Below are 21358 nucleotides of genomic sequence, written 5' to 3' on the forward strand. Positions count from 1 at the left end.
GCCGCCGGATCCAGGGCAATGGTCGAGACCAATTCGGCAGGAACCTGCCGTGGCCGGTGCGGCTGCCGGGGCAGTCGCTACCGCCGCCGCAGCTCGTCCATCTCCCGGCGGTCGCGCTTCGTCGGCCGCCCGGCGCCCCGGTCCCGCACGCCGGGCGCGGCGACGAACTCGCGCGCCGGGCGCGGCGGGCTGTTGTCCACCAGGCACTCCGTCGCGACCGCCGCGCCGACCCGCTTGCGGATCAGCTTCGTCACCACGACGACCCGCTCCCACCCCTCCACGCGCACCCGGACCTCGTCACCCGGCTTCAGCGCCTGCGCCGGCTTGGCCCGCTCGCCGTTGACCCGCACGTGCCCGGCCTTGCACGCTGCCGCCGCGGCCGACCGCGTCTTGGCCAGCCGCACCGACCAGATCCAGCTGTCCACCCGGACGCTTCCCTCGTCTTCGACCATCCTCCGAGCTTAGGGCCCTGGCCGCCGGGCGTCAGCGCCGGCCGGGCGCCTCCTGGACGGCCCAGCCGTTGCCGTCCGGATCGCTGAAGAAGACGAACGAGTTCCACACCTCGCCCCGCCCGTCCACCCGGTCCCCGTCGTCGAAGTGCTGCACCGGGCTCACCTCCACGCCCCGCGCCACCAGCTCCGCGTGCGCCCGGTCGATGTCCGGCACCACCAGCTGCAGTCCCTTCAGCGAGCCGGCCGGCGCGTCCGTCAGTCCCGTGCCCACCACGATCGAGCAGCTGGAGCCGGGCGGCGTCAGCTGCACCACCCGCACCCCGTCCCGGATCCGGCTGTCGTGGTCGACGGTGAAGCCGACCCGTTCCTCGTAGAAGAGCTTCGCCCGGTCGACGTCCGTCACCGGGACCACCACCACTTCGAGCTTCCAGTCCATGGCCGCGCCCCTTCCGTCGGGCCCTCCCAGTATCGGCCGCCGCCCCGGTCCGCGCTCGGGCGCCGGTCGGCCGGCCCGTGGCCCGGTCGGCTAGCCTGGGCGGCGATGAACCACCTCGCCACCACCGCCGCCGCGACCCCCTTCCCGACTCCGTGGGGCGGCCTCGACCTCACCCGCCACCCCGAGGACCCGCGCGAGCGGCTGCGCGCCTGGGACGCCGCCGACGAGTGCCTGCTGCGGCACCTGGCCGGCGAGGCCGACTCCGCCGAGGGCCGGCCCACCGCCCTGGCCGGCCGCGCCGTCACCGTCCTCGGCGACCGCTGGGGCGCGCTGACCACCGCGCTCGCCACCGCCCCCGCCGAGCAGGCCCCCGCGCGGATCACCCAGATCAGCGACTCGCACCTCGCCCAGTGTGCCACCGCGGCCAACCTCGCCCGGGCCGGCGCCGGCGAGGGCGCCGCCCGGCTGCTCACCACCCGCGACACCCCGCCCGGGCGGACCGACGTCCTGCTGGTGCGCGTCCCCAAGAGCCTGGCCCTGCTGGAGGACCAGCTGCACCGGCTCGCCCCGGCCCTGCACCCGGACACGGTGGTCCTCGGCACCGGCATGACCACCGAGATCCACACCTCCACCCTGGAGCTCTTCGAGCGGATCCTCGGCCCCACCCGCACCTCGCTCGCGGTCCGCAAGGCCCGGCTGATCCTCTGCACCCCCGACCGGGCGCTCGACCCCGGCCCCAACCCCTGGCCGCACCGCTACGCCCTGCCCGGCGACATCGGCCCCGCCTCGGGCCGCACCGTGGTCAACCACGCCGGCACCTTCTGCGCCGACCGCCTCGACATCGGCACCCGCTTCCTGCTCGCCCACCTGCCCACCGCCGCCCCCGGGGCCCGGGTCGTCGACCTCGGCTGCGGCAACGGCGTGGTCGGCACCGCCGCCGCCCTGGCCGCCCCCGGTGCCCGGCTGGTCTTCGTCGACGAGTCCCACCAGGCGGTCGCCTCCGCCGAGGAGACCTTCCGCGCCAACCTCGGCCCGGACGCCCCCGCCGAGTTCCTCACCGCCGACGCGCTCGCCGACGCGGGCCTGCCGGCCGGCTCGGTGGACCTGGTGCTCAACAACCCGCCGTTCCACTCCCACCAGGCCACCACCGACGCCACCGCCTGGCGGATGTTCACCGGCGCCCGCCGCGCCCTGCGCCCCGGCGGCGAGCTGTGGGTGGTCGGCAACCGCCACCTGGGCTACCACGTCAAGCTGCGCCGGCTGTTCGGCAACTGCCGCACGGTCGCGGGCAATCCGAAGTTCGTGGTGCTCAAGGCCGTCAAGCGCTGAGCGGCGCCGCACCGGTCCGGCCCGCGGGCCGTCCTGCGCATACTCCTTGCATGAATGTTCCGTACTGCGTATATTCATGCCACGACGAAGGAGGAACGCCATGGCATTGCGAGTCGCCGTCGCCGGCGCGAGCGGGTACGCGGGCGGTGAGGTGCTGCGCCTGCTGCTCGGCCACCCCGAGGTGGAGATCGGGGCGCTGACCGGCGGCTCGAACGCGGGCACCCGGCTGGGGCTGCTCCAGCCGCACCTGCTGCCGCTGGCCGACCGGGTCCTGGAGCCGACCACCCCGGAGGTGCTGGCCGACCACGACGTGGTGTTCCTGGCGCTGCCGCACGGCCAGTCCGCCGCCGTCGCCGAGGCGCTCGGCCAGAACGTGCTGGTCGTCGACTGCGGCGCCGACTTCCGGCTGAAGGCCGCCGCCGACTGGGAGCAGTTCTACGGCTCCGCGCACGCCGGCACCTGGCCCTACGGCCTGCCCGAGCTGCCCGGCCACCGCGCCGCGCTCAAGGGCAGCAACCGGATCGCCGTCCCCGGCTGCTACCCGACGGCCGTCTCCCTCGCGCTGTTCCCCGCCTACGCGGCGGGCCTGGCCGAGCCCGAGGCGGTGGTCGTCGCCGCCTCCGGAACCTCCGGCGCCGGCAAGGCCGCCAAGACCCACCTGCTCGGCAGCGAGGTGATGGGCAGCGTCAGCGCCTACGGCGTCGGCGGTGTCCACCGGCACACCCCGGAGATGGCCCAGAACCTCACCCCGCTGGCGGGCGAGCCGGTCACCGTCTCCTTCACGCCCACCCTCGTCCCGATGCCGCGCGGCATCCTCGCCACCTGCTCCGCCAAGGCGAAGCCCGGGGTGGGCACCGAGGAGCTGCGCGCCGCCTACGCCGAGGCGTACGCCGACGAGCCGTTCGTCCATCTGCTTCCCGAGGGGCAGTGGCCGCAGACCAGCAGCGTCTACGGCTCCAACGCCGCGCTGGTGCAGGTCGTCCTGGACCCGGCCGCCGGGCGGATCGTGGCGATCAGCGCGATCGACAACCTGGTCAAGGGCACCGCCGGCGGCGCGGTGCAGAGCATGAACATCGCCCTCGGTCTGCCCGAGGAGCTGGGCCTTCCCGTGAACGGAGTCGCACCGTGACCGACCACCAGAACGTCGGCGTCACCGCCGCCCAGGGCTTCCGGGCCGCCGGCGTGACCGCCGGGATCAAGGCCTCCGGCACTCCCGACCTCGCGCTCGTCGTCAACGACGGGCCCTCGCTCGCCGCTGCCGGCGTCTTCACCTCCAACCGGGTCAAGGCCGCCCCCGTGCTCTGGTCCGAGCAGGTCCTCAAGGGCGGCACGGTCTCCGCCGTCGTCCTCAACTCCGGCGGCGCCAACGCCTGCACCGGGCCGCTGGGCTTCCAGGACACCCACGCCACCGCCGAGAAGGTCGCCGAGGAGCTGGAGCTCAACGCCGGCGAGGTCGCCGTCGCCTCCACCGGCCTGATCGGCGTGCGGCTGCCGATGGACATCCTGCTGCCGGGCGTCGGCCTGGCCGCCGCCGCGCTCAGCGCCACCGGCGGCGAGCAGGCCGCGATCGCCATCAAGACCACCGACACCGTGCACAAGACCGCCCAGGTCACCAGCCCGGCCGGCTGGACGGTCGGCGGCATGGCCAAGGGCGCCGGCATGCTCGCCCCGGGCCTGGCCACCATGCTGGTCGTGCTGACCACCGACGCCGAGGCGGACGCGGGCGTCCTGGACGCGGCGCTGCGCGGCGCCACCCGCACCACCTTCGACCGGATCGACTCCGACGGCTGCATGTCCACCAACGACACCGTGCTGCTGCTCGCCTCCGGCGCCAGCGGCACCGTCCCGGAGCGGGCCGAGTTCGACGAAGCCGTGCGCACCGTCTGCGCCGACCTGGCCCGCCAGCTGATCGGCGACGCCGAGGGCGCCAGCAAGGACATCCGGATCGACGTCACCGGCGCCGCCACCGAGCAGGAGGCCGTCGACGTCGCCCGGGTGATCAGCCGCAACAACCTCCTCAAGTGCGCCATCCACGGCGAGGACCCCAACTGGGGCCGGGTGCTGGCCGCGATCGGCACCACCGACGCCGCCTTCGACCCCGACCGCCTGGACGTCGCCATCAACGGCGTCTGGGTCTGCCGGGACGGCAGCGTGGGGGAGGACCGCGACCTGGTCGACATGACCGGCCGCGAGGTCGTCATCACCGCGAACCTCAACGCCGGCGAGGCCGGGGCCAGCCTGTGGACCAACGACCTCACCGCCGACTACGTGCACGAGAACAGCGCCTACTCCACCTGACCGTCGCCAGCAGAGCCGGGGAAGCAGAACAGTGCAGATCGCACCCAAGGGCGAACAGGCCCGCAACAACACCGCGTTGCCCAAGGCCATGACGCTCATCGAGGCCCTGCCGTGGCTGGAGCGCTTCCACGGCAAGACCGTGGTGATCAAGTTCGGCGGCAACGCCATGGTCGACGAGGAGCTCAAGGCGGCCTTCGCCAAGGACGTCGTCTTCCTGCGCTTCGCCGGCCTGCACCCCGTGGTGGTGCACGGCGGCGGCCCGCAGATCAACGCCCAGCTCGACAAGCTCGGCCTGGAGTCCTCCTTCACCAACGGCCTGCGGGTCACCACCCCCGAGACCATGGACGTGGTCCGGATGGTGCTCGCCGGGCAGGTGCAGCGCGAGCTCGTCGGCCTGCTCAACCAGCACGGCCCGTTCGCGGTCGGCCTGACCGGCGAGGACGCGCACACCATGACCGCCGTCAAGCGGTACGCGGTCGTGGACGGCGAGCAGGTCGACATCGGCCTGGTCGGCGACATCGTCAACATCGAGGCCGGCGCGGTGAAGGGGCTGATCGCCGACGGCCGCATCCCGGTGATCTCCTCGATCGCCCGCAGCACCGACGGCCACGTCTACAACATCAACGCCGACACCGCCGCCGCCGCCCTCGCGGTCGCGCTCGGTGCCGAGATGCTCGTCGTCCTCACCGACGTCGAGGGCCTCTACAAGGACTGGCCGCACTCCGACGACGTGATCAGCCAGCTCGACGCCTCCGAGCTGGAGGAGCTGCTGCCCACCCTGGGCAGCGGCATGCTGCCCAAGATGGAGGGCTGCCTGCGCGCCGTGCGCTCCGGCGTCGGCACCGCCCGCGTGCTGGACGGCCGGGTGCCGCACAGCCTGCTGCTGGAGATCTTCACCGACGAGGGAATCGGCACGATGGTCGTGCCGGACGACGAACCGACCGTGACCGGGGGACTCGCATGACTTCCGACGCCAGCACGACTTCCGACGCCGGCACGACTTCCGACGCCGGCACGACCGCCAACGCCCGGCTCACCGAGCGGTGGCAGCACGCCTTCACCGACAACTACGGCACCCCGCGGATCCCGCTGGTCCGCGGCGAGGGCAGCAAGCTCTGGGACGCCGACGGCAAGGAGTACACCGACCTGCTCGGCGGCATCGCCGTCAACGCCCTCGGCACCGCCCACCCGGCGGTCGTCGAGGCCGTCACCCGGCAGATCGCCACCCTCGGCCACGTCTCCAACCTGTTCATCGCCGAGCCCACCGTCGCCCTCGCCGAGCGGCTGCTGCACCTGGACGGCCGCCCCGGCCGGGTGTTCTTCTGCAACTCGGGCGCCGAGGCCAACGAGGCCGCCTTCAAGATCAGCCGCCGCACCGGCCGCACCCATCTGGTCGCCCTGCAGGGCGGCTTCCACGGCCGCACCATGGGCGCCCTGGCGCTCACCGGCCAGCCCGCCAAGCAGGACCCGTTCCGCCCGCTGCCCGGCGACGTCACGCACGTCCCGTTCGGCGACGTCGAGGCGCTGCGCGCGGCCGTCACCACCGAGACCGCGGCCGTCTTCCTGGAGCCGATCCAGGGCGAGAACGGTGCGATCCCGCTGCCCGACGGCTATCTGGCCGCGGCCCGTGAGATCACCCGCGCCACCGGCACCCTGCTGGTCCTGGACGAGATCCAGACCGGCGTCGGCCGCACCGGACACTGGTTCGCCCACCAGGCGTTCGAGGGCATCGAGCCGGACGTCGTCACGCTGGCCAAGGCGCTCGGCGGCGGCCTGCCGATGGGCGCGGTGCTGGCCTTCGGCGAGGCGGCCGAGCTGCTCACCCCGGGCCAGCACGGCACCACCTTCGGCGGCAACCCGGTGGCCGCGGCGGCCGGTCTCGCGGTGCTGGACACCATCGAGTCGCAGGGCCTGCTGGAGCACGCGCGCAAGATCGGGGACCGGCTGCGGCACGGTGTCGAGGCGCTCGACGACCCGCTGGTCTCGCACGTGCGCGGGGCCGGGCTGCTGCTGGGCATCGTGCTCACCGAGCCGGTGTCGGCGAAGATCCAGGCGGGCCTGCAGGAGGCCGGGTTCCTGGTGAACGCCGCGGTGCCGGACGCGGTGCGGCTGGCGCCGCCGCTGGTGCTGACCGAGCAGGAGGCGGACGCCTTCCTGGCGGCGCTGCCGGCCGTCCTGCGGGCCGTCCGCGAGGACGCCCCGGACGATGCGAACCGAGCGTAGTCCGGGAGAATAATCACATGACCGTACCCAACTCTGAGCAGTCCGCCGCCGGCCCGACGCCGCAGGTCCCGCAGACCCGCACCGCGCGCCACCGGAGGATCGTGGACCTGCTCACCCGCCAGCCCGTGCGCTCGCAGAGCCAGCTCGCCAAGCTGCTCGCCGACGACGGACTCGTGGTCACCCAGGCCACCCTCTCCCGGGACCTGGACGAGCTGGGTGCGGTGAAGATCCGCAACCGGGACGGCGCGCTCATCTACGCCGTCCCGGCCGAGGGCGGCGACCGCACCCCGCGCGCGCCGATGGGGGAGTCCGCCACCGAGGGCCGGATGGCCCGGCTGGCCGGCGAGCTCATGGTCTCCGCCACCGCCTCGGGCAACCTGGTCGTGCTGCGCACGCCGCCCGGCGCGGCGCAGTTCCTGGCCTCGGCGATCGACCAGGCGGAGGTGTTCGAGATCATCGGCACCATCGCCGGCGACGACACCGTCCTGCTGATCAGCCGCGACCCGGCCGGCGGCCAGGCCCTCGCCGACCACCTGATGCAACTCGCCCAGGCGAAGGCGCAGTAGTCCCGCTCCACCCCCTGTTCCACCCCCCGCTCCATCGTCTGTTCCACCCTCTGTTCCACCCCGGTGGGCCCGGCTCCGGCCGGGCCCACCGGCGTATCCGGATCCCGCCCGGTGGACCGGGTTTTGAGTTTCATACGGAGTAGTGCATACTTATGCCTATCGCCGTAAGCCTGTTCGCACAGTTGTGAAGGAGAAAGCCGTGACCGAGCGCGTCGTACTCGCCTACTCGGGCGGTCTGGACACGTCCGTCTGCATCGGCTGGATCGCCGAGGAGACGGGCGCGGAGGTCATCGCCGTCGCCGTCGACGTCGGCCAGGGCGGCGAGGACCTGGACGTCATCCGCCAGCGGGCGCTGGACTGCGGTGCCGTCGAGGCCGAGGTCGCCGACGCCCGCGAGGAGTTCGCCGACGAGTACTGCCTGCCGGCCCTCAAGGCCAACGCCCTCTACCAGGGCGAGTACCCCCTGGTGTCGGCCCTCTCGCGGCCCGTCATCGTCAAGCACCTGGTCGCCGCCGCGCAGAAGCACGGCGCCACCACCGTCGCCCACGGCTGCACCGGCAAGGGCAACGACCAGGTCCGCTTCGAGGTTGGCATCAACTCCCTCGCCCCGGGCCTCAAGTGCATCGCCCCGGTCCGCGACTACGCGATGACCCGGGACAAGGCCATCGCCTTCGCCGAGGCCAAGGGCCTGCCGATCGCCACCACCAAGAAGTCCCCGTACTCGATCGACCAGAACGTCTTCGGGCGGGCCGTCGAGACCGGCTTCCTGGAGGACATCTGGAACGCCCCGATCGAGGACGTCTACGAGTACACCCAGAACCCGGCCGTCCCGCGCGAGGCCGACGAGGTCGTCATCACCTTCGAGGCCGGCGTCCCGGTCGCGATCGACGGCCGCAAGGTGACCGTCCTGCAGGCCATCGAGGAGCTCAACAAGCGGGCCGGCGCACAGGGCGTCGGCCGCCTCGACATGGTCGAGGACCGGCTGGTCGGCATCAAGTCCCGGGAGATCTACGAGGCCCCCGGCGCGATCGCCCTGATCACCGCCCACCAGGCGCTGGAGAACGTCACCGTCGAGCGCGAGCTCGCCCGCTACAAGCGGCAGGTCGAGCAGCGCTGGGCCGAGCTGGTCTACGACGGCCTGTGGTTCTCCCCGCTCAAGCGCGCCCTCGACGGCTTCGTCAACGAGGCCAACCAGCACGTCTCCGGCGACATCCGGATGGTCCTGCACGGCGGCCGGGCCGTCGTCAACGGCCGGAAGTCCGAGCAGTCGCTGTACGACTTCAACCTCGCCACCTACGACACCGGCGACACCTTCGACCAGTCGATGTCCAAGGGCTTCATCGAGATCTTCGGCCTCTCCTCGAAGATCGCCGCCCGGCGCGACCAGGGCTGATCCGCCCCCGGCCCGGCTGCGCCCCCCTCCCGGGGGCCGGCCGGGGCCACCCCCTCCACCTTCCGCACGTCAGTAAGGAGCCTGCGATGTCCGCCGACCAGCCCGCACCCGGTGGCGACGTCCGCCTCTGGGGCGCCCGCTTCGCCGACGGCCCGTCCGAGGCCCTGGCCAGGCTCTCCGCCTCGGTACACTTCGACTGGCGCCTCGCCCCCTACGACATCGCCGGCTCCAAGGCCCACGCCCGCGTCCTGCACAAGGCCGGCCTGCTCAGCGACGACGAACTCGCCGCCATGCACGACGGACTCGACCGGCTGCTCGCCGACGTCGAGGCCGGCACCTTCACCGGCACCATCGCCGACGAGGACGTCCACACCGCCCTGGAGCGCGGCCTGCTGGAGCGCCTGGGCCCCGACCTCGGCGGCAAGCTGCGGGCCGGCCGCTCCCGCAACGACCAGATCGCCACCCTCTTCCGGATGTACCTGCGGGACCACGCGAAGACCATCGGCGGCCTGCTGCTCGACCTCCAGCACGCCCTGGTCGGCCTCGCCGAGGCCCACCCGGACACCGCGATGCCGGGCCGCACCCACCTCCAGCACGCCCAGCCCGTGCTCTTCGCCCACCACGTCCTCGCGCACGTGCAGGCCCTCGGCCGCGACGCCGAGCGGCTGCGCCAGTGGGACGCCCGCACCGCCGTCTCCCCCTACGGCTCCGGAGCCCTGGCCGGCTCCTCGCTCGGCCTGGACCCGCAGGCCGTCGCCGCCGACCTCGGCTTCGAGGGCGGCTCGGTCGGCAACTCCATCGACGGCACCGCCTCGCGCGACTTCGTCGCCGAATTCGCCTTCGTCACCGCGATGATCGGGATCAACCTCTCCCGCATCGCGGAGGAGGTGATCATCTGGAACACCAAGGAGTTCGGCTTCATCACGCTGCACGACGCCTTCTCCACCGGCTCGTCGATCATGCCGCAGAAGAAGAACCCCGACATCGCCGAACTCGCCCGCGGCAAGTCCGGCCGGCTCATCGGCAACCTCACCGGCCTGCTCGCCACCCTCAAGGCCCTCCCGCTCGCCTACAACCGCGACCTGCAGGAGGACAAGGAGCCGGTCTTCGACTCCTGCGACACCCTCGAGGTCCTGCTGCCCGCCTTCACCGGCATGATGGCCACCCTCACCGTCCACCGCGAGCGGCTGGAGGAACTCGCCCCGGCCGGCTTCTCCCTCGCCACCGACATCGCCGAATGGCTCGTCAAGCAGGGCGTGCCGTTCCGCGTCGCGCACGAGGTCGCCGGCGCCTGCGTCAAGGAGTGCGAGGCCCACGGCATCGAGCTCGCCGACCTGACGGACGCGCAGTTCGCCGCCATCTCCGCGCACCTCACCCCCGAGGTCCGCACCGTGCTCAGCGTCCACGGCGCCATCGCCTCCCGCAACGGCCGCGGCGGCACCGCCCCCGACGCCGTCGCCGTCCAGCTCGCTGAGGTCAAGGCCGACCTCACCGCCCAGCAGGAGTGGGTGACCGGCTGACCACCGGAGGTCCACCCGGGGGAGGGGCGCGGCGGACGAACCGCCGCGCCCCTCCCGCGCGCACGCCACCGGACGCCCGTAACCGGCGGAGCCCCCGCCGGGTCAAGCACGGCATGTGCACCGAGCTCCCGCCCCACCCGTCCGCCGAGGACGAGGTCCTCGCCGGCCTGCGCCGCCGCCTGGTCCGCGAGGCCGTCGCCGCCCTGCCCGGACGCTGCCCGCAACTGGTCGCCGCCCTCGCCGAGGACCCGCCGCCGACCTACCGCGAGCTCGCCGACCGCCTCGGCATGCCGCGCGGCTCCATCGGCCCCACCCGCGCCCGCTGCCTCGCCTGCCTGCGCGCCCTGCTGCGCACCGAGCGCCACGCCTGACCCGGCCGGCCGTGACCCCGCTCATCCGGGCCCCGCCGCCGTCGCCCCTTCTGCCGTCGCCCCTTCTACCGTCACCCCCGCGCCGTCACCCCCTCGGACGTGACGCCCGCCCCGTCCGCCCCTCCCGTCACCCGCCCGGCCGGGCGTGACCCTCGCCACGTCCGGCGGCCGTGAGGTTGAGCTGAGCTGACACACGGGTAAGGCGCTGGCGAACGTCGCTCTTGACGGTGACGTGCCCGCCCCGATACTGACCGTGGGCGCGTTGCCGCCGACACGGCCCCACCAGGGCCGTGCGGGCCGGTACGTTCGTGCGCCACCCCGGTCTGGGCGGATCCCCGGCCGGGACAACACCTCCGGCAGGGAAACCGGTGCGACACCCTCACGATCGCGCGCCGGAACAAGGATGGGGAGGCCCCCGCACATGGGCATGAGCGTCATCATTTCGACCGCCGACACGGACGACGCGGAGCAGATCCTCAAGCTCCAGTACCTCGGCTACCAGAGCGAGGCCGAACTCTACGGGGACTGGGCCATCGAGCCGCTGACCCAGACCCTGGACAGCATGCGCACCGAACTGACCGAGCAGCACGTCCTGGTCGCCCGCCTCGGCGACGAGGTCGTCGGCACCGTCCGCGGCCATGTCGGCGCCGACGGCATCGGCCGGATAGGGCGCCTGGTCGTCCACCCCCGCATGCAGCGCCACGGCCTCGGCGGCCGGCTGCTGGAAGCCCTCGAACAGCGGCTCGCCGAGCACGGCGCGGTGACCTCCTACCGGCTCTTCACCGGTCAGCGCAGCCTCGGCAACCTGCGCCTCTACGCCCGCCAGGGCTACCGGCAGACCACCGTCGAACAGGTCAGCGGCCGGCTCACCCTGGTGCACCTGGAGAAGCCCGCCACCGCCGTGCTCGCCGCCACCGCCTGAACCCCGCCCGGACCCCCCGACCGTCGCGGTCCTCGTCGGCGCCGCCACCATTCGGACCACGGTGGCGGCGCCGAGCCGCGTCGCCGCAGGTCAAGTCGATCACTGTCCGTATTGCGGACAGCGGTGCCGAATAATTGGGGTTCCCCCGGCCCATCTGTTTTACTGGCTCACATGACTGCGACGACGAAATGGACCCCCACCGGCACACTGCCGGCAGGTGAGCGTGCCATGTGCCGTCGAATGTGTCACCGCTGAGGGCCACCGCCCCCGGCACCCGTTGAGAGTGCCAACCCTCGCGCCCCGAAGCGAGAACCCCGCGCCGCTCCCGTCCGTGTGAGCGCGCCCGCTCCCGCCGCACCCCTTCCCGCACCCGTCACCCCCCACCCGTCCGCCCGCCCGCGGACACGGTGAACCGCCAGGGCCGCGCCTCCGCGCGGTCCGGACGGCCGACGGCCGCGACCGGGGGACGGCGGATCGCACCCCCCAGGCGTGACGCCGTCGCGCGTCGCCGACCGCACCCCCCGGTGCGGCGGCCGCCCGCCGCCCGCCCCCGACTTACGGAAGCAGTTGTGATCACCACCACGGACCTCACCAAGGTCTACCGATCCCGTGGCCGCGAGGTGACCGCCCTCGCCGGCGTCGACCTCCACGTCCGCCCCGGCGAGGTCTACGGAGTCGTCGGCACCAGCGGCGCCGGCAAGTCCACCCTCATCCGCTGCGTCAACATGCTGGAGCGGCCCACCTCCGGCACCGTCACCGTGGACGGCGTCGAACTCACCGCCCTCTCCGGCGGCGAGAACCGGGCCGGCAAGGAGCTGCGCGAGGCACGCCGCCGGATCGGCATGGTCTTCCAGCACTTCAACCTGCTCTCCTCCCGGACCGTCCAGCAGAACGTCGAACTCCCGCTGGAGATCGTCGGCCTGGACCGCACCGAGCGCCGCCGCAAGGCCGCCGAGCTCCTCGACCTCGTCGGCCTCGCCGACAAGGCCCGCAGCTACCCCGGCCAGCTCTCCGGCGGCCAGAAGCAGCGTGTCGGCATCGCCCGCGCCCTCGCCGGCGACCCCAAGGTGCTGCTCTCCGACGAGGCCACCTCGGCGCTCGACCCCGAGACCACCCGCTCCATCCTCAAGCTGCTGCGCGACCTCAACCAGCAGCTCGGCCTCACCGTGCTGCTCATCACCCACGAGATGGACGTCATCAAGTCCGTCTGCGACTCCGCCGCCCTGATGCGCGGCGGCCGGGTCGTCGAGTCCGGCCCCCTCGGCGACCTGCTCGCCCGGCCGGACTCCGAGCTGGCCCGCGAACTCTTCCCGCTCGGCGAGTTCGGCACCGGCCACCCCGGCGCCACCGTGCTGGAGATCACCTTCCAGGGCGACACCTCCGCCCAGCCCTTCGTCTCCCAGCTCGCCCGCACCTACCAGATCGACATCAACATCCTCGGCGCCGCGGTCGAGACCATCGCCGGACGCATGGTCGGCCGGATGCGGGTCGAACTGCCCGGCAGCCACCAGGACAACGTGGTGCCCATCGGCTTCCTGCGCGAGCAGGGCCTGCAGGTCGACGTCCTCGACGCCGCCCGCACCGCGAGCACGAAGGGAGCGGCGGCATGACCTGGGACCAGATGCAGGAACTGATGGGGCCCGCCACCTGGGAGACCCTCCAGATGGTCGGCGCCGCCACCGTCGGCACCGTCCTGTTCGGACTGCCGCTCGGCGTGCTGCTGGTGCTCACCGACAAGGGCGGCCTGCTGCAGAACCGGCCCGTCAACAAGGTGCTCGGCGCCGCCGTCAACATCGCCCGCTCGGTGCCGTTCATCATCCTGATGATCGCCCTGATCTCCTTCACCCGCTGGCTGGTCGGCACCTCCATCGGCTGGCAGGCCGCGACCGTGCCGCTCACCATCGGCGCGATCCCCTTCTTCGCCCGCCTCGTCGAGACCTCCGTGCGCGAGGTCGACCGCGGCCTGGTCGAGGCCGTCCAGGCGATGGGCGGCTCCACCTGGACCATCGTCCGCAAGACGCTGATCCCCGAAGCCCTGCCCGGCCTGGTCGCCTCCGTCACCACCACGATCATCACCCTGGTCAGCTACTCCGCCATGGCCGGCGCGGTCGGCGGCGGCGGCCTCGGCACCCTCGCCATCAACTACGGCTACTTCCGCTTCGAGACCGCCTTCATGTGGATCATCGTCGCCGAACTGGTGATCATCGTCACCGTCGTGCAGCTGATCGGCGACCAGGCCGTCCGCTCCCTCGCCCACCGCGGCCGCACCGGCGGACGGACCCGCCTGCTGCGCCCCCGCGTCCCCGCCGCCCGGGCCGCCGCCGACGAGAACGAGCTCGTCGCCCCCTAGACCTCCCGGCGTCCGAACCCGGACCCGGCTCCCCGGTACCACGCAGAAAGGCACTTTTCGTGCGCAACGTTCTGAAGTTCACCAGCGTCCTCGCCACCGCCGGCATCGCCCTCTCCCTCGCGGCCTGCGGCAGCAACGGCGACTCGAAGTCCTCCTCGGACCCGAACGCGCCGCTCACCGTCGCCGCCACCCCCACCCCGCACGGCCAGATCCTCAAGTACGTCAAGGACAACCTGGCGGAGAAGGCCGGCCTCAAGCTCACCATCAAGGAGGTCACCGACTACGTGACCCCCAACACCGCGGTGCAGGACGGCTCGGCCGACGCCAACTACTTCCAGCACGTGCCGTACCTGGAGGACTTCAACAAGAAGCACGGCACCCAGATCGTCTCCGTCGAGACGGTCCACCTGGAGCCGCTCGGCCTCTACTCCAAGAAGGCCAAGGCCATCGGCGACATCAAGGACGGCGCCACCGTCGGCCTGCCCAACGACGCCACCAACGAGGGCCGCGCGCTCAAGCTCCTCGCCGACAACAACCTGATCACCCTCAAGGACGGCGTCGGCACCGCCGCCACCCCCGCCGACGTCACCGGCAACCCGAAGAACCTCAAGTGGAAGGAGCTGGAGGCCGCCCAGCTGCCCCGCTCCATCGACGACCTGGACGCCGCCGTCATCAACGGCAACTTCGCCATCGACGCCGGCCTCAAGCCCACCAGCGACTCGCTCATCCTGGAGAAGGCCGAGGGCAACCCCTACGCCAACATCCTCGCGGTCAAGCAGGGCAAGGAGAACGACCCCCGGGTCAAGAAGCTCGCCGAGCTGCTCCACTCGCCCGAGGTGAAGAAGTACATCGACGACACCTTCAAGGGCGCCGTCATCCCGGCGTTCTGATCCACGCCGACCGCGCCACCGACCCGTCCCGCCGGACACCACCGGGCCCCCGCCGCAAGCAGGCGGGGGCCCGGTCGGGCAGTATGCACCAGTGACGGTCCGACAGACCCACTTCTGACGTACCGTCGTCCGGTCCGTGCACCGCGTGACAACCCGGCACCGGCGAGGCGTACGGTGTGTCCACGACCCGGCGAGGAGAGACGGCATGGCAGCGAGCTTCCCCGAGACCGCCATCAGCACCGAGAGGCTGCTGCTGCGCCCGCTTGCGGAGGACGACGCCCCCGGACTGGCCGCCATGATGGCCGACGAACTCGTCCTGGCCTGGACCGACCAGCCGCACCCCTGTACCGAGGCCCACGCCGTCGAGCTGGCCCGCACCCTCGCCCCCGCCCACCGCGCCGCTGGCCACGGCATCGTCCTCGCCGTCACCGAGCACCTCACCCAGCGCCTGGTCGGCCTCGTCGAACTCCGCAACACCGACTGGCGGCTGCGCTCCACCGAGATCTCCTTCATCACCGCCGCCTGGGCCCGCGGCGAGGGCTACGCCCCCGAGGCCGTCCTCGGCGTCGCCCAGTGGCTCTTCGAGGACCGCGGCTTCCTGCGCCTGGAACTGCGCACCGCCGCCGGCAACACCGCCGCCCAGCAGGTCGCCCAGAAGATCGGCGGCATCAGCGAGGGCGTGCTGCGCAGCGCCTGGATAGTGCGCGGCGAGGTGAGCGAGGTCGGCTCCGGGGCGCCCGCAGGTCAGCGGGCCGGGGGAGAGAGCCGCAGCGACCTCATCCTGTGGAGCCTGCTGCCCGAGGACCTCGAAGCGCCCGAGGCCCCGGCCCCCGCCTGGGCCGGGGGCGACCGCTACGTCCTGCGCGACTGAACCGTCCCCGCCCGGCCTGCGCCCGCCCGGTCCCCACCAGCCCGGTCCCACCCGTGCGGTCCGCCCCGTTCGGTCCGCTCCGTCCGCCGCGCCCGTCGTGCACAGGTGTGCGAGATGTCCACGCCGAGGGGATCGCACCCGGTAGCCTCTGACCGGCGCCGCACACCGGCGTCGCCTGTCGGCGCACGGATGGCGAGGGAGACGGCCGCAGATGGCTGACCGGATCACGGTCGTCGGGTGGGACGGAACACCGCTGACCGAGGCCGCCGCCGCGGCCCTCGCCGCGGCCACCCTGGTGGCCGGCGCCCCCTACCAGCTCAAGGCCCTCCCGGTACCGCCCGGCGCCGAACGCCTCGCCCTCGGCAGCATCCAGCTCGCCGCCCGCCGGATCGCCGAACACCGCGGCGCCGCCGTCGTCATCGCCGAGGGCGACCCCGGCTTCTTCGGCGTCGTCCGCACCCTGCGCCGCCCCGAGTACGGCCTCGAACTCGAAGTCCTCCCCGCCGTCTCCTCCGTCGCCGCCGCCTTCGCCCGCGCCGGCATGCCCTGGGAGGACGCCCAGGTCGTCAGCGCCCACGGCGGGCGGCTGCGCCGCGCCGCCAACGTCTGCCGCGCCCACCCCAAGGTCGCCGTCCTCAGCGCCCCCGGCGCCGGACCCAGCGAACTCGCCCTGATGCTCCGCGGCGTCCACCGCACCTTCGTCGTCTGCGAGGCCCTCGGCACCCCCGACGAGGACGTCACCGTCCTCACCTCCGACCGCGTCGCCGACCGCATCTGGCGCGACCCCAGCGTCGTACTGGTGATCGGCGGCAGCAGCGCCGGCGGCCCCGGCGGCGGACCGCAGAGCGGCGCCGCCGGCGAAGCGGCCGGTTGGATCGCCGGACGCCCCGTCGGCTACCCCGGCCCCGACCGCGGCTGGGCGCTGCCGACCGACACCTACACCGGCACCGGGCGCACGCCCGGCGCCACCGACACGCTCCCGGCGCACGTCCGCGCGCTCGTGCTCGCCCGCCTCGGCGCGCGCCCCGGCGACCTCGTCTGGTCCGTCGGCGCCGGCAGCGGCGCACTCGCCGTCGAGGCCGCCCGCTTCGGCGCCGCCGTCGTCGCCGTCGAAGCCGACGCGGCCGCCTGCGCCCGCCTCGCCGTCAACGCCCGCCGCTACGGCGTCGAGGTCGAGACCGTCCACGGCCACGGCCCCGACGTCCTCGGCGAACTCCCCGAACCCGACGCCGCCGTCGTCGAGACCGGCGGACCGCAAGCCGTGCGCGCCGTCCTCTCCCGCCGCCCCGAACGCATCGTCGCCGTCGCCCGCACCCTCGCCGAGGCCGAGGAGGTCCGCCGCACCATCGCCGAGGCGGGCTACCGCGCCGACGGCGCGCTGCTCCAGTCCGCGCCCCTCCTCGCGCCCTCCGGTACCCCCGGCACGGCCGGCGACGGCGGCCACGGGCTGCGCCTCGGCGTGGGCGACCCCGGCACCTTCCTGCTCTGGGGTGAGCAGAAAGCGTGAAGGCCCGGTGCCGCCCGCCCCGGCCGGACGGTGATCCAGGTCGCATCCGGACACCGATTCGAGAGGCGGCCCCGCCGGGCCGGTAGTGTGGCGTCCGGGACGGCTGCGGCCTCCGCCGGCCCGCGCGATCCGGCCTGTTCGTCGCCGATCCGACGCGGTACGGACCGGTACGGCTCGAAGTGTGGGCAATTCGACGGGCCGCCCGCCGGACCTGGAGAATGCCGTAGGGTCCGGTGCGGTCGTGCCGGTTGCCCCGGCTTGTCGTTGTTTCAGATGACGCGCCATCCCCCGCGGGTGGTGCGCGGGCCGGGGTGCCGCAGCGCGCCGGAAGGACTTCGGCCGCAGCGCCTCGGCGCGGCGGCCGTGTGTGGTTGAGGGGCGGGCCGGTGCAGGCCCGACCCGTGCGGATGGGCGCTGCGGTCGTTGATCGCGTCGCCGAGGGCGCGGCAGCGGCCTGGAAGGAGCTTTGACATGACCGATGGCGGCCACGTCCCGAACGAGGGACTGCCGGAGCACCTGCTCGCCGGGCCCGACCCGCTCGGCGGCCCCGAGGGCGCCGCGGCCGTCGCACCCGGACAGGGCGTCGCGACGGACGGCACCGGCCTGCCCGGCGCCCACCCGCCGCACGGCGTCCCCGCCCAGGGCACCCCGCTCGGCGCGCCCGGCATCCCCGGCGCCCCTGGCGCCCCTGGCGCCCCGGGCATTCCCGGCGGCGGCGTCGGCGTCGGCGACGGCTGGACCGTCGACCCGGGCGCCCAGCGCCCCGCCTTCCACTTCGTCGACCAGCCCGACGGCCTCGACGACGAGGACGACGTCCTGCTGATGCCCGGCCCGCAGGGCTCCTGGGGCGAGCCGGCCGCCGACCAGCAGACCCCGCCCGGCACCCCCGTCGAGCCGTCCTGGCCCCCGCTGGACCCGCCCGTGCTCGGCGCCGCCCACGGCACCGCGCACGCCCAGGCCCCGCAGGTCCCGCCGCACACCCAGCCCGCGCCCGGCGCCCAGACCGTCCCCGTCCAGGGCCACGGCCCCGACGCGATGACGGCCGCTCAGGCGCCGCGCCGCCCGCTGCACGCCGGCCCGCCGATCCCGGACCCCTCCCTGATGACCGGCCAGGTCCCGGTCCGCTCGCTCGCCGACCGCGGCCCGTCGACCGGCGCCACGCCCGCCCACGGCATCCCGGTCGTGCCGGCCGCCGTCCAGCCGGAGCCGCAGGCGGTCCCGGTGGCCGCTGCGCCCGTGGCTCAGCCGGTGCCGGTCGCCCAGCCGGTCGAGACCGCCGCCCAGCCGGCCGCCGCGCCCGTCGAGGCTCCGGTTCCCGTGGCGGAGGCCGTCGCCGCGCCCGCCGTGTCCGCCGAGCCGGTCGAGAGCGTCGCGGCCGTCGCCGCGCCCGCCGCGCCGACCGAGGCCGTGGTGCCCGTCGAGGCCGTCGCGCAGCCGGTCGCCCCCGCCGGGGTGCCGGAGACCGCCGAGCCGGCCGCCGCCCACGCCGTCCCCGTCGCACCGGTCGCAGCGGTCGCCCAGGCGGAGCCCGTGGCCGTGGCCACCGTCGAGGCCCCGGCCGAGGCGGCCGTGGAGCAGCCCGCGCAGCCCGTCGAGGTCGCCGCCGAGCCGGTGCCGGGGGAGGCCTCCGCCGCCCCGGCCGGCCCGCCCCGCCGGATCTCCGCCTTCCTCGCCGCGCCGACCCCGCACGGTCTGCCGCAGGTCGAGGCCGTCGCGCAGCCCGCCCCGGCCGCCGCGCCCGTCGCCGTGACGGAGGCGGAGCAGTCCGCCCCCATAGCGGCCGCCGCCGAGGCTCCGGCCGAGCCCGTCGTCGAGGTCCAGGCCGAGCCGGCCGAGCACGCGGTGCCTGCTGTGCCCGCCCAGGCCGAGCAGCCCGTGGCCGAGCCGGCGGAGCCCGTCGCCGAGTCGGCCGAGTCGGTGGCCCCGGCCGCCGAACAGGCCGTCACCGAGCAGCCCGCCGTCGTGCAGCCCGTCGTCGAGGCCCCGGCCGAGACCGTCGCCGAGCCCGTCGCGGAGGCGGTTGCCGAGACCGCCGCCGGAACCGGCGAGATGCCCTCGGGCCGGCCCGTCGCCGTCCCGGTCGCCGAGGCCCTCGCGCAGGAGCAGCCCGTCGTCGAGCCGACCCCCGCGGAGCAGCCCGCCGAGGCCCCGGTCGCCGCCGAGGCCGCGCCGGCGACCGACGCGCCCGCCGAAGCCGAAGCCGGAGCCGACGCCGAAGCCACCGCGCCGACCGCCACCGCCGAAGCGGCCGAGGCCGCCACGCAGCCCGCCGAGCCCGCTGCCGTAGCCGCCGAGGCAACCGAGGCCGAGACCGGAGCCGGAACCGAGACCGGAGCCGGAACCGAGACCGAGTCCGAGTCCGAGCCCGAGGACGCCGAAGCCGCCGTCGAGCCCGCCGAACCGCGCGGCCCGGCCGCCCCCGGCTACGACGACGCCGGCCGCGAGGCCGTCCACCAGGTCATCCGCGAGCGCCGCGACGTCCGCAACGGCTTCCGTCCCGACCCGATCCCGCACGAGGTGCTGATCCGCGTCCTGGAGGCCGCCCACACCGCCCCCAGCGTCGGCTACTCGCAGCCCTGGGACTTCGTGGTCATCCGCTCCGCCAAGACCCGCCGCAGGATGCACGAACTGGCCGAGCGTCAGCGCGAGGCGTACGCGGACACGCTCCCCAAGGGCCGCGCGAAGCAGTTCAAGGAAATCAAGATCGAGGCGATCCTCGAGACGCCCGTCAACATCGTGGTCACCGCCGACCGCACCCGCGGCGGCCGTCACACCCTGGGCCGCCACACCCAGCCGCAGATGGCCCCGTACTCGTCCGCCCTCGCGGTCGAGAACCTCTGGCTGGCCGCCCGCGCCGAGGGCCTCGGCGTCGGCTGGGTGAGCTTCTTCGACGATGAGGAGCTGGTCCGCGAGCTCGGCCTGCCCGAGCACCTGGAGGTCGTCGCCTACCTGTGCGTCGGTTTCGTCGACGCCTTCCCGGACGAGCCCGAGCTCCAGCAGCAGGGCTGGGCGAAGAAGCGCCCGCTGTCCTGGGTCGTCCACGAGGAGCAGTACGGCAACCGCGCCCTGCCGGGCGAGGAGCCGCACGACGCGCTCTCCGAGACCCTGCGCGGCATCCGCCCGCTGGACGCCAAGGCGCTCGGCGAGGCCTGGGACCGTCAGAAGCGGATGACCAAGCCGGCCGGCTCGCTCGGCATGCTGGAGATCATCTCCGCCCAGCTGAGCGGCCTGTCCCGCAAGTGCCCGCCGCCGATCCCGGAGCCCGCCTGCGTCGCGGTCTTCGCCGCCGACCACGGCGTGCACGCCCAGGGCGTCAGCCCCTGGCCGCAGGAGGTCACCGCCCAGATGGTCGGCAACTTCCTCGCCGGGGGAGCGGTGGTCAACGCCTTCGCCAAGCAGATCGGCACCGAGGTCTGCGTGGTCGACGTCGGCGTGGCGGCCGAGCTGCCGGACGCGATCCAGCAGGGCCGCACCACCGGTCTGCTGCCGCGCAAGGTCAAGCCCGGCACCGACGACATGACGCAGGGTCCGGCGATGACCCGCGAGGAGGCACTCAAGGCCCTGGAGGTCGGCATCGAGACCGCCCGCGACCTCGTCGCGGCCGGTAACAAGGCCCTGATCACCGGTGACATGGGCATCGCCAACACCACCGCCTCCGCGGCCCTGATCTCGGTGTTCACCGGCCAGGACCCGGCCGAGGTCACCGGCCGGGGCACCGGCATCGACGACGAGACGCACGCCCGCAAGGTCGAGGTCGTCCGGGCCGCCCTGGCCCTGCACCAGCCCGACCCGGCCGACCCGATCGGCGTCCTCGCCGCCGTCGGCGGCCTGGAGCACGCGGCCCTCGCCGGCTTCCTGCTCGGTGCGGCCAGCCTGCGTACCCCGGTCATCCTGGACGGCGTGATCGCCGGCTCCGCCGCGCTCGTCGCCAAGGCGATCGCCCCCGAGGTGCTGGCCGCCTGCATCGCCGGCCACCGCTCGGCCGAGCCCGGCCACCAGGCCGCGCTCGCCAAGCTCGGCCTGCGCCCGCTGATCGACCTCGACCTGCGGCTCGGCGAGGGCACCGGCGCCCTGCTGGCCCTCCCGCTGGTGCAGAGTGCGGCCCGTGCGATGCACGATGTCGCCACCTTCGACTCCGCCGGGGTCACCGAGAAGGCCTGACGCTCGTCCGAACCGCTCCGCACACCGGCCCGAGGGCGCGCCGGTGCGCGGAGCGGCGCCGCACCCCCG

At 74.2% G+C, this 21358-nt stretch carries 18 protein-coding genes; 16 read left to right on the forward strand and 2 right to left on the reverse strand.

Features of this window, described 5'->3' with window-relative positions; all coding sequences use genetic code 11:
• Positions 1-77 precede the first annotated feature (77 nt).
• Together ACFVUH_RS15210 and ACFVUH_RS15215 are read right to left on the reverse strand one after the other, a co-directional pair.
• Positions 78-452 carry a S4 domain-containing protein gene (locus ACFVUH_RS15210; RefSeq protein WP_355370836.1) on the reverse strand — a complete coding sequence of 125 codons (375 nt, stop codon included), beginning with the start codon at positions 450-452 and terminating at the stop codon, positions 78-80.
• A gap of 31 nt (positions 453-483) precedes the next feature.
• Positions 484-888, reverse strand: coding sequence for a VOC family protein (locus tag ACFVUH_RS15215; protein WP_355370833.1), 405 nt, complete (start codon positions 886-888; stop codon positions 484-486).
• Between the two features lie 105 nt (positions 889-993).
• On the opposite strand from ACFVUH_RS15215, the gene ACFVUH_RS15220 reads away from it, so the two are divergent.
• From ACFVUH_RS15220 to cobT, 16 genes are all read left to right on the forward strand, one after another.
• Positions 994-2217, forward strand: a complete 1224-nt coding sequence (locus ACFVUH_RS15220; protein WP_387913596.1) for a methyltransferase — start codon at positions 994-996, stop codon at positions 2215-2217.
• 100 nt (positions 2218-2317) lie between these two features.
• Positions 2318-3346: an N-acetyl-gamma-glutamyl-phosphate reductase gene (gene argC / locus ACFVUH_RS15225; RefSeq protein ID WP_380686017.1), complete on the forward strand. Its 1029-nt coding sequence runs from the start codon at positions 2318-2320 to the stop codon at positions 3344-3346.
• The gene (argJ, locus tag ACFVUH_RS15230; RefSeq protein ID WP_387913598.1) at positions 3343-4515 is read left to right on the forward strand and encodes a bifunctional glutamate N-acetyltransferase/amino-acid acetyltransferase ArgJ; all 1173 of its coding nucleotides are present in this window, start codon (positions 3343-3345) and stop codon (positions 4513-4515) included. The genes argC and argJ overlap by 4 nt, the downstream gene beginning before the upstream one ends.
• A gap of 88 nt (positions 4516-4603) precedes the next feature.
• Positions 4604-5479 carry an acetylglutamate kinase gene (gene argB, locus ACFVUH_RS15235; RefSeq protein ID WP_355370945.1) on the forward strand — a complete coding sequence of 292 codons (876 nt, stop codon included), beginning with the start codon at positions 4604-4606 and terminating at the stop codon, positions 5477-5479.
• On the forward strand, positions 5476-6738 hold the full coding sequence (locus ACFVUH_RS15240) for an acetylornithine transaminase (RefSeq protein ID WP_387913599.1): 1263 nt from the start codon (positions 5476-5478) through the stop codon (positions 6736-6738). Before argB ends, ACFVUH_RS15240 begins: the two co-directional genes overlap by 4 nt.
• 17 nt (positions 6739-6755) lie before the next feature.
• Positions 6756-7304, forward strand: a complete 549-nt coding sequence (locus ACFVUH_RS15245; RefSeq protein ID WP_350545237.1) for an arginine repressor — start codon at positions 6756-6758, stop codon at positions 7302-7304.
• Between the two features lie 199 nt (positions 7305-7503).
• Positions 7504-8697, forward strand: a complete 1194-nt coding sequence (locus ACFVUH_RS15250) for an argininosuccinate synthase (protein ID WP_387913600.1) — start codon at positions 7504-7506, stop codon at positions 8695-8697.
• Positions 8698-8783: 86 nt separating this feature from the next.
• Positions 8784-10217: an argininosuccinate lyase gene (gene argH / locus ACFVUH_RS15255; RefSeq protein WP_355370816.1), complete on the forward strand. Its 1434-nt coding sequence runs from the start codon at positions 8784-8786 to the stop codon at positions 10215-10217.
• A 113-nt stretch (positions 10218-10330) separates the two neighbouring features.
• Positions 10331-10588: an RNA polymerase sigma factor gene (locus ACFVUH_RS15260; RefSeq protein WP_387913601.1), complete on the forward strand. Its 258-nt coding sequence runs from the start codon at positions 10331-10333 to the stop codon at positions 10586-10588.
• A 421-nt stretch (positions 10589-11009) separates the two neighbouring features.
• A complete protein-coding gene (locus ACFVUH_RS15265) occupies positions 11010-11510 on the forward strand; it encodes a GNAT family N-acetyltransferase (protein ID WP_355370811.1) in 501 nt (166 codons plus the stop codon).
• 569 nt (positions 11511-12079) lie between these two features.
• The gene (locus ACFVUH_RS15270; RefSeq protein ID WP_387913603.1) at positions 12080-13120 is read left to right on the forward strand and encodes a methionine ABC transporter ATP-binding protein; all 1041 of its coding nucleotides are present in this window, start codon (positions 12080-12082) and stop codon (positions 13118-13120) included.
• Complete coding sequence (locus tag ACFVUH_RS15275; RefSeq protein ID WP_355370806.1) at positions 13117-13860, forward strand: methionine ABC transporter permease; 744 nt, start codon at positions 13117-13119, stop codon at positions 13858-13860. The genes ACFVUH_RS15270 and ACFVUH_RS15275 overlap by 4 nt, the downstream gene beginning before the upstream one ends.
• Before the next feature lie 59 nt (positions 13861-13919).
• A complete protein-coding gene (locus tag ACFVUH_RS15280) occupies positions 13920-14750 on the forward strand; it encodes a MetQ/NlpA family ABC transporter substrate-binding protein (protein ID WP_355370803.1) in 831 nt (276 codons plus the stop codon).
• Positions 14751-14955: 205 nt separating this feature from the next.
• Positions 14956-15621 (forward strand): GNAT family N-acetyltransferase, encoded by a 666-nt coding sequence (locus tag ACFVUH_RS15285; protein ID WP_355370800.1) that lies wholly within the window; start codon positions 14956-14958, stop codon positions 15619-15621.
• 211 nt (positions 15622-15832) lie between these two features.
• On the forward strand, positions 15833-17128 hold the full coding sequence (cbiE, locus tag ACFVUH_RS15290) for a precorrin-6y C5,15-methyltransferase (decarboxylating) subunit CbiE (RefSeq protein ID WP_387913606.1): 1296 nt from the start codon (positions 15833-15835) through the stop codon (positions 17126-17128).
• A 471-nt stretch (positions 17129-17599) separates the two neighbouring features.
• On the forward strand, positions 17600-21289 hold the full coding sequence (gene cobT, locus ACFVUH_RS15295; RefSeq protein ID WP_387913608.1) for a nicotinate-nucleotide--dimethylbenzimidazole phosphoribosyltransferase: 3690 nt from the start codon (positions 17600-17602) through the stop codon (positions 21287-21289).
• Positions 21290-21358: the final 69 nt, after the last annotated feature.

It is taken from the genome of Kitasatospora sp. NPDC058032 (assembly GCF_042885845.1).
GTDB lineage: Bacteria > Actinomycetota > Actinomycetes > Streptomycetales > Streptomycetaceae > Kitasatospora.